Source organism: Aquabacterium sp., from assembly GCF_044226965.1.
Classification (GTDB): domain Bacteria; phylum Pseudomonadota; class Gammaproteobacteria; order Burkholderiales; family Burkholderiaceae_C; genus Pseudaquabacterium.
This window is the reverse complement of record NZ_JBGAGA010000040.1, coordinates 46,261-53,691: the sequence shown is the minus strand read 5'-3', so window position 1 is coordinate 53,691 and position 7,431 is coordinate 46,261. Positions and strand designations below refer to the sequence as shown.

Here is a 7,431-nt window from a genome sequence, read left to right as displayed (position 1 = left end):
AGCCGCCAGGGTGCGAGCGCGCGAAGTCCTCCTCGCGGAAGCCGCGCGCGTCGAGCAGCGCCACGGCCAGCGCATCCCCCAGCGCCATCTGCGCGGTGGTGCTGGCGGTGGGCGCCAGGTTCAGCGGGCAGGCCTCCTGGTCGACCGCGCTGGAGACCACCATGTCGGCGTGGCGGGCCAGCGTCGAGCCCGGCTTGCCGGTCATCGCCACCAGCGTGATGCCCAGGCGCCGCAAGGTCGGCAGGATGGCGGCGAGCTCGTCGCTCTCGCCACTGTTGGAAATCGCCAGCACCACGTCGCCGGGCGTCACCATGCCCAGGTCGCCGTGGCTGGCCTCGGCCGGGTGCACGAAGAAGGCCGGGGTGCCGGTGGAGGCCAGCGTCGCGGCGATCTTGCGACCGACATGGCCGCTCTTGCCCATGCCCATCACCACCACGCGGCCGCGGCAGCGCAGCATGGCCTCGACGGCGCGCGTGAAGCCCTCGCCCTGGCGCGCGGCCAGGCCTTGCAGTGCCGCAGCCTCGATCTCGAAGGTCTGTGCGGCCAGCGCCAGCGCACGCTGGGCATCGAACGGAACGGCAGTGCTCATCGAGCGCCCGTGGCGGCCGCATCGGGGGCGGCCGCGTCGCTTAGGATCGGGCATTCTAGGAGGCAGGCCCGCCGCGTGCCTGGCCTCTCCGACCGGGCCCTCTCTCCCGCCCCCCGCGATGGCATCGACTCTCGAACTGGCCCTGTTGTACCTGGTGGCCGCCGTGCTCGGCGTGGTCGCCTGCCGGCTGCTGAAGCTGCCGCCGATGCTCGGCTACCTGGCCGTCGGCGTGCTGATCGGGCCGAACGCGCTGTCGCTGGCCAGCGACTCGGCTGGCATCAAGTACCTCGCCGAGTTCGGCGTGGTGTTCCTGATGTTCGTGATCGGGCTGGAGTTCAACCTGCCCAAGCTGCGCAGCATGCGCACGCTGGTGTTCGGGCTGGGCCTGTCGCAGGTGGGCTTCACGATTGCCGGCGCCGTGCTGGGCAACACGCTGCTGACGCTGGCCTTCGCCTGGCTGGGCCGGCAGTGGGAGCTGTCGTGGCAGGGCGCCATCGCGCTCGGGGCGGCCATGGCGATGTCGTCCACTGCCATCGTCGTCAAGCTGATGGCCGAGCGGCTCGAGCTCGAGACCGAGCATGGCCGCCGCGTGATGGGCGTGCTGCTGTTCCAGGACCTGGCGGTGGTGCCGCTGCTGGTGCTGATTCCCGCTCTGGGCGACAGCGGCGGCGACATGGTGCGGACCCTCTCGTTCGCCTTGCTGAAGGCGGTGGTGCTGCTGACCATCCTGCTGGTCGGCGGCCAGCGCGTGATGCGCTGGTGGCTCACGCTGGTGGCACGGCGCAAGAGCGAAGAGCTGTTCATCCTGAACCTGCTGCTGGTCACGCTGGGCCTGGCCTGGCTGACCGAGCATGCCGGCCTGTCGCTGGCGCTGGGCGCCTTCATCGCCGGCATGCTGATCGCCGAGACCGAATACAAGCACCAGGTGGAGACCGACATCCGGCCCTTCCACGACGTGCTGCTGGGGCTGTTCTTCATCACCATCGGCATGAAGCTGGACTGGCGCCCGGTGTGGGACCAGTGGCTGCTGGTGCTGCTGCTGACGACCCTGCCGGTGGTGGCCAAGGCCGCGCTGGTGGCGCTGCTGGCGCTGGGCTTTCGCGCCACGCCAGGCGTGGCCATCCGCACCGGCCTGTACCTGGCGCAGGCCGGCGAATTCGGATTCGTGCTGCTGACGCTGGGCGCCGACGAGGGCCTGATCTCGCAGCGCTGGATGAGCCCGGTGCTGGCCAGCATGGTGCTGTCGATGCTGGCCACGCCCTTTGTCGTGATGTACAGCAACCGCATCGTGATGAAGCTGCATGCCGGCGAATGGCTGCTGCAATCGGTGCAGCTGACCTCGATCGCGAAGAAGTCGATCAAGACCGAGGCCCACGTGATCATCGCGGGCTATGGCCGCAGCGGCCAGAACCTGGCGCGCCTGCTCGACCAGGAACGCATCCCCTACATGGCGCTGGACCTCGACCCCGACCGCGTGCGTCAGGCCGCCGCGGCCGGCCAGAGCGTGGTGTTCGGCGACGCCGCCCGCCTGCCCAGCCTGATGGCCGCCGGCCTGGCGCGCGCCAGCGCGGTGGTGGTGAGCTACCACGACACCGCATCGGCGCTGAAGATCCTGCACCTGGTGCGCGAGCATGCGCCGCGCGTGCCGGTGATCGTGCGCACCATCGACGACACCGACCTCGAGAAGCTGCGCGACGCCGGCGCCACCGAGGTGGTGCCCGAGGCCATTGAAGGCTCGCTGATGATGGCCGCGCAGACCCTGGCGCTGGTGGGCGTGCCGATGCGCCGCGTGATCCGGCTGACGCGTGACGCACGCGATGCGCGCTACAGCCTGCTGCGTGGCTACTTCCACGGCACCGACGACGACACGGTGGAAGAGCTGCAGCAGGCCCGGCTGTCGACCGTTGCGCTGCCGGTGGCGGCGGCCTGCCTGGGCCGCAAGCTGTCCGACCTGGCCCTGCACGCAGTGGGCGTGCAGGTGGTGTCGGTGCGCCAGGCCTCGGGCCGCGTCGTCGACGGCCACGACGGCCTGGTGCTGGCCGCCGGCGACACGCTGGTGATCAGCGGCCTGCCCGAGCCGCTGGCGCTGGCCGAAGAGAAACTGTTGAAAGGATGACGATCGCTATGACCGAAGTGCTGCGCCTGGGCATACTGAGCACCGCCAACATCGCCCACGGATTTGCCGAGGGCCTTGCCGACGCGCGCGGCGTGCGCATCGACGCGGTGGCCAGCCGCAATGCGGAGGCTGCCGGTGCCTTCGCGGCACGCCACGGCATCGCGCGCAGCCATGCGCGCTATGAAGACCTGCTGGCCGATCCGGCGATCGACGCGATCTACAACCCCTTGCCCAACAGCCTGCATGCGGCCTGGACCGAGGCTGCGCTGAAGGCCGGCAAGCATGTGCTGTGCGAGAAACCGCTGACGCTGACCCGCGCCGAGGCCGAGCCGCTGTTCGCGCTGGCGCGCGAAAGCGGTCTGGTGCTGCTGGAGGCCTTTCCGTACCGCTACCAGCCGCAGACCTTGCGCCTGCGCCAGCTGCTGGCCGAAGGCGCGATCGGCCAGGTGCGGATGATCCAGGCCTACTTCGGCTTCTCGCTGCGCGAGGGGCCGAACATCCGGCTCGACCCCGCGCTGGGCGGCGGCGCGCTGCTGGACGCGGGTTGCTATGCGGTGAGCTTCGCGCGGCTGGCGGCCGGGGCTGTGCCGGTATCGGTGCTGGCCCAGGCGCGCTGGGGCGACAGCGGCGTCGACATGGCGCTGACCGGCACGGTGCACTATGCCAACGGCGCGGTGGCGCAGATCGGCTGCGCGATGGATACCGCACCCCAGCGCCTGGCGCTGGTGGTCGGCAACCAGGGCGTGATCGAGACCGACTACCTGAACCACACCAGCGTGGCGCGCCCGGGTTGCCTGCGCGTGCGCCGCGGTGCGGGCTGGGACAGCGTGGCGCAGGACGAGCCCTATGCGCTGGCCAACGGCTTCCGCTGCGAGGCCGAGCACTTTGCGCGTCAGGTGGCGCTGCCGGCCCTGCAGCGCGACCGCGAGGACGAGGCGCTCAGCCTGCAGAACATGGCCACGCTCGAGGCGCTGCTGCGCAGCGCCCGCGAGGGGCGGGCTGTGAACCTGGCCACGGCCTGAGCCCGGGCCCGGGCCCGCCAGCGCTGCCCCGGGCTGCGGGCCCGGTGGCGACTCACTTGCCGATGCAGAAACGGCTGAAGATCTCGCCCAACAGGTCGTCGCTGGTGAAGGCGCCGGTGATCTCGGCCAGCGCGTCGTGTGCCAGGCGCAGTTCCTCGGCCAGCAGGTCCAGCGCGGCGTCGGCGGCCGCGGCGTGGACCTGGGCGGCCTGCAGGTGTGCGCGGCTGCGCTGCAAGGCCTGCACATGGCGCTTGCGGGCCGTGAACACGCCTTCGGGCGCTGCGTGCCAGCCGGCCCGCTCGAGCAGGGCCTGGCGCAGCGCGGCCAGGCCTTCGCCACTGCGGGCCGACAGCACGAGACCCTGCTCGCGCAGCGGCGGCCCCGGCGTCACGGCGTCGGCCTTGTTGTGCACGTGCAGGATGCGCTGCGGATCGTCGAGGTGCAGGCGCTCGGCGATCGCGAGCTCGGCGGCTTCGTAGTCGGGCTGGCCGCGGCGCGTCAGGTCGTGCAGGAAGATCACGGCGTCGGCCTGCCCGATCGCGTCCCAGCTGCGCGCGATGCCGATGCGCTCGACCTCGTCCTGCGTGCTCTCGCGCAGGCCCGCGGTGTCGATGACATGCAGCGGCACGCCGTGGATCTGGATCGTCTCGCTGACCTTGTCGCGCGTGGTGCCCGGAATCGGCGTGACGATCGCCAGCTCGGCACCGGCCAGCGCGTTCAGCAGCGAGCTCTTGCCGACGTTGGGCTGGCCGGCCAGCACCACCTGCAGGCCTTCGCGCAGCAGCGCCCCCTGGCGCGCCTGGTCGAGCACGCGGTCGACTGAAAGCACCAGCGCGTCGAGCTGGCCGCGGGCATCGGCCTTCTCGAGGAAGTCGATCTCTTCCTCGGGAAAGTCGAGCGTCGCCTCGACCAGCATGCGCAGCCGCACGATGCGCTCGCGCAGGCCATCGACCTCGCGCGAGAAGGCACCTGACAGCGAGCGCCCGGCCGAGCGCGCCGCGGCTTCGGTGCTGGCCTCGATCAGGTCGGCGACCGCCTCGGCCTGAGCCAGGTCGAGCTTGTCGTTCAGGAACGCGCGCTCGGTGAATTCGCCCGGGCCCGCCAGGCGCAGGCCCGGCAGGCGCGGGCGGCCGGTGGCCGGATCGGCTTCGGCCGCGGCTTCCAGGCAGCGCGCCAGCAGCAGCTGCAGCAGCACCGGGCCACCATGCGCCTGCAGCTCCAGCACATGCTCGCCGGTGTAGGACTGCGGGGCCGGAAAGTGCAGCGCCAGGCCCTGGTCGATGGCCTGGCCGTCGGCGGCCAGCAAGGGACCGTAGTGCGCATGGCGCGGCTGCAGCACCCGGCCGCACAGCGCATGGATCAGCGGCTGCAGCGCGACGCCGGCCGAGACCCGCACGATGCCCACCGCGCCACGGCCCGGCGCGGTGGCAATCGCGACGATCGGCTCATGGTGGCGGGGCAGGGTCACCGCGGCATTCTGGCCCAGCGGGCCAGACGGGGCTTCGCTGCGCGACCCGCCGGCACGGCGTGGGGCCGGCGGGTCGGCGCCGTTGGCGCGGGGTGGAGCGTCGGGCAGGCCGCGTGGCCCGCTCGGTGACACGCCCCAAGGCCGGTGTTGGGCACACCAGGGGTCCCCGCATTGATCGGTAGCCGCATCTTCGGCCGGCGGGGCCCGGATTCAACCCCCCGCCTGGGGAGGGCGATGCCCCGGCCGTGCCGCTTGTCACGCGTTGCCGCGTGCCTTCACCTGGCGCCGATCTGCCGGTTGATGAACCACTGCTGCGCAATGCCCAGGATGTTGTTCGTCAACCAGTACAGCACCAGGCCGGACGGGAAGAAGAAGAACATCACGCTGAACATCAGCGGCATGATCCACATCATCTTGGCCTGCACCGGATCGGCCGGTGTCGGGTTCAGCCAGGTCTGGAACATCGTCGAGGCCGTCATCAGCAGCGGCAGGATGTACAGCGGGTCTTTCGTCGACAGGTCGTGGATCCAGCCGATCCACGGCGCATCGCGCATCTCGACGGTCGACAGCAGCACCCAGTACAGCGCAATGAAGAAGGGCATCTGCACGAAGATCGGCAGGCAGCCGCCGATCGGGTTGACCTTCTCCTCGCGGTAGATGCGCATCATCTCCTGCTGCATCTGCTGCGGCTTGTCCTTGTAGCGCTCGCGCAGCTCCATCACCCGCGGGTTGATGGCCTTCATCTTGGCCATCGAGCGGTAGGCGCTGGCATTGAGCCAGTAGAACGCGATCTTCAGCAGCACCACCAGCGCGACGATGGCCCAGCCCCAGTTGTGCAGCAGGCCGTGCAGCGCATCGAGCAGCCAGAACAAGGGCTTGGCGATGATCGCGAAGATGCCGTAGTCCTTCACCAGTTCGAGGTTGGGCGCCAGCGCGGCGAGCTTCTTCTCCTCCTGCGGACCGGCGAACAGCGTGGCCTCGTGCACCAGCTTGCCGTCGGCCGCCAGCTCACCCAGGGGCAGCACCATCGCGATCGAGTACAGGTTGCTGCCGGGCTTGTCGGTGCGGAACTCGCGCGCGCCAGGCTTGTTCACCAGCCAGGCCGAGTTGAAGTAATGCTGGACCATCGCGATCCAGCCGTCGTTGGCCTTCTCGACCGTGTGGAAGGCCTCGCCCTTCTTGTCGCGCTCGGCCTTTTCCTTGTCGAGTTCCTTGAAGTCGAACTTGCGGTACTTGCCGGCCTCGGTGTACAGCGCCGGGCCGGTGAAGGCGCTGGGCGCCATGAACATGCTGCTGGCCGGCACCTGGCCATGGCGCGCGAGCTGCAGGTAGAGCTCGGGCTTGATCACCGCCGACGAGCCGTTGCGCAGCTCGTGTTTCACCGCGATCGTGTAGCTGCCGGGCTGGAAGGTGAAGGTCTTGATCAGCCGCACGCCGCCCTGGTCGGGCGACTCGAAGCTCAGGCTCAGCTCCTTGTCGCCGGCCTTCAGCGTGCGCTCGCCCGGCGCCACGGTCATCGGCGTCAGGTGGTTCGGCAGCTGCACGCCGGCCTGCTGGGTGACCAGGCCGGTCTGGGCCAGGTATTCGTTGCCCGCCGTGTTGTCGAAGAGCAGCATGTTGCGCTTCGGGTCGTCGGCATCGTGGTACTTCAGCAGCTCCAGCCGCACCAGCTGGCCGCCGATGCTGTTGAACGTGGCCTTCAGCACATCGGTGCTGATGACCACCAGTTCGCCAGCGGCCGACGGGCTGGCCGCCGGCGTGGCGGCAGCGCCGGCCGTGGCGGCGGTGCCAGCCGCGGCCGGCACGCCCGAGGCGGCGGGCGAGGCGCCTGCCGCCGCCGTCCGGGCCGGCGCGGGGCTGAACATCGACGGGTGGCCGTTGTACTTGTTCCAGGCGTCCCACAACAGGACGAGCGAGGCGGAGAACACCACCCAGAGGATGGTGCGGCGCATATCGGTCATGGGCGGGTCTTCGAGAGCAGGCGGGAGAACAGGCGGGGCGGCTGGTCCGGCACCGGATCACAGCCGCCGTCGCACCAGGGGTGGCAGCGCAGGATGCGCGTGACCATCAGGTAGCTGCCGACCGCGGCGCCGTGGCGATCGAGCGCCTGCAGGGCATAGGCCGAGCAGGTGGGCTCGAATCGGCAGGCGTTGCCAAGCCAGGGCTTGAGAAAAAAGCGATAGCCGCGCACCAGCCCTGTCAGCAGGGCTTGCGGCAGGTGCATCAGCGTTTCGAT

Annotated in this window: 6 protein-coding genes; 2 read left to right on the top strand and 4 right to left on the bottom strand. The window is 70.3% G+C overall.

What is annotated here, in order from left to right; all coding sequences use genetic code 11:
* Nucleotides 1-589, bottom strand: a 589-nt coding sequence (locus ACILR4_RS17950) for an SIS domain-containing protein (RefSeq protein ID WP_395702231.1), incomplete at its 3' end; no start/stop codon positions are given.
* A gap of 118 nt (nucleotides 590-707) precedes the next feature.
* Here ACILR4_RS17950 and ACILR4_RS17945 point away from each other — a divergent pair.
* Nucleotides 708-2,705 carry a cation:proton antiporter gene (locus ACILR4_RS17945; RefSeq protein ID WP_395702230.1) on the top strand — a complete coding sequence of 666 codons (1,998 nt, stop codon included), beginning with the start codon at nucleotides 708-710 and terminating at the stop codon, nucleotides 2,703-2,705.
* Between the two features lie 8 nt (nucleotides 2,706-2,713).
* Nucleotides 2,714-3,727: a Gfo/Idh/MocA family protein gene (locus ACILR4_RS17940; protein WP_395702229.1), complete on the top strand. Its 1,014-nt coding sequence runs from the start codon at nucleotides 2,714-2,716 to the stop codon at nucleotides 3,725-3,727.
* 52 nt (nucleotides 3,728-3,779) lie between these two features.
* Here the strand turns inward: ACILR4_RS17940 and mnmE are convergent, their stop codons facing one another.
* The 3 genes from mnmE to yidD form a co-directional block, all read right to left on the bottom strand.
* A complete protein-coding gene (gene mnmE / locus ACILR4_RS17935; protein WP_395702228.1) occupies nucleotides 3,780-5,195 on the bottom strand; it encodes a tRNA uridine-5-carboxymethylaminomethyl(34) synthesis GTPase MnmE in 1,416 nt (471 codons plus the stop codon).
* A gap of 275 nt (nucleotides 5,196-5,470) precedes the next feature.
* On the bottom strand, nucleotides 5,471-7,156 hold the full coding sequence (gene yidC / locus ACILR4_RS17930; RefSeq protein ID WP_395702227.1) for a membrane protein insertase YidC: 1,686 nt from the start codon (nucleotides 7,154-7,156) through the stop codon (nucleotides 5,471-5,473).
* Nucleotides 7,153-7,419, bottom strand: a complete 267-nt coding sequence (gene yidD / locus ACILR4_RS17925) for a membrane protein insertion efficiency factor YidD (RefSeq protein ID WP_395702233.1) — start codon at nucleotides 7,417-7,419, stop codon at nucleotides 7,153-7,155. The genes yidC and yidD overlap by 4 nt, the downstream gene beginning before the upstream one ends.
* Nucleotides 7,420-7,431 lie beyond the last annotated feature (12 nt).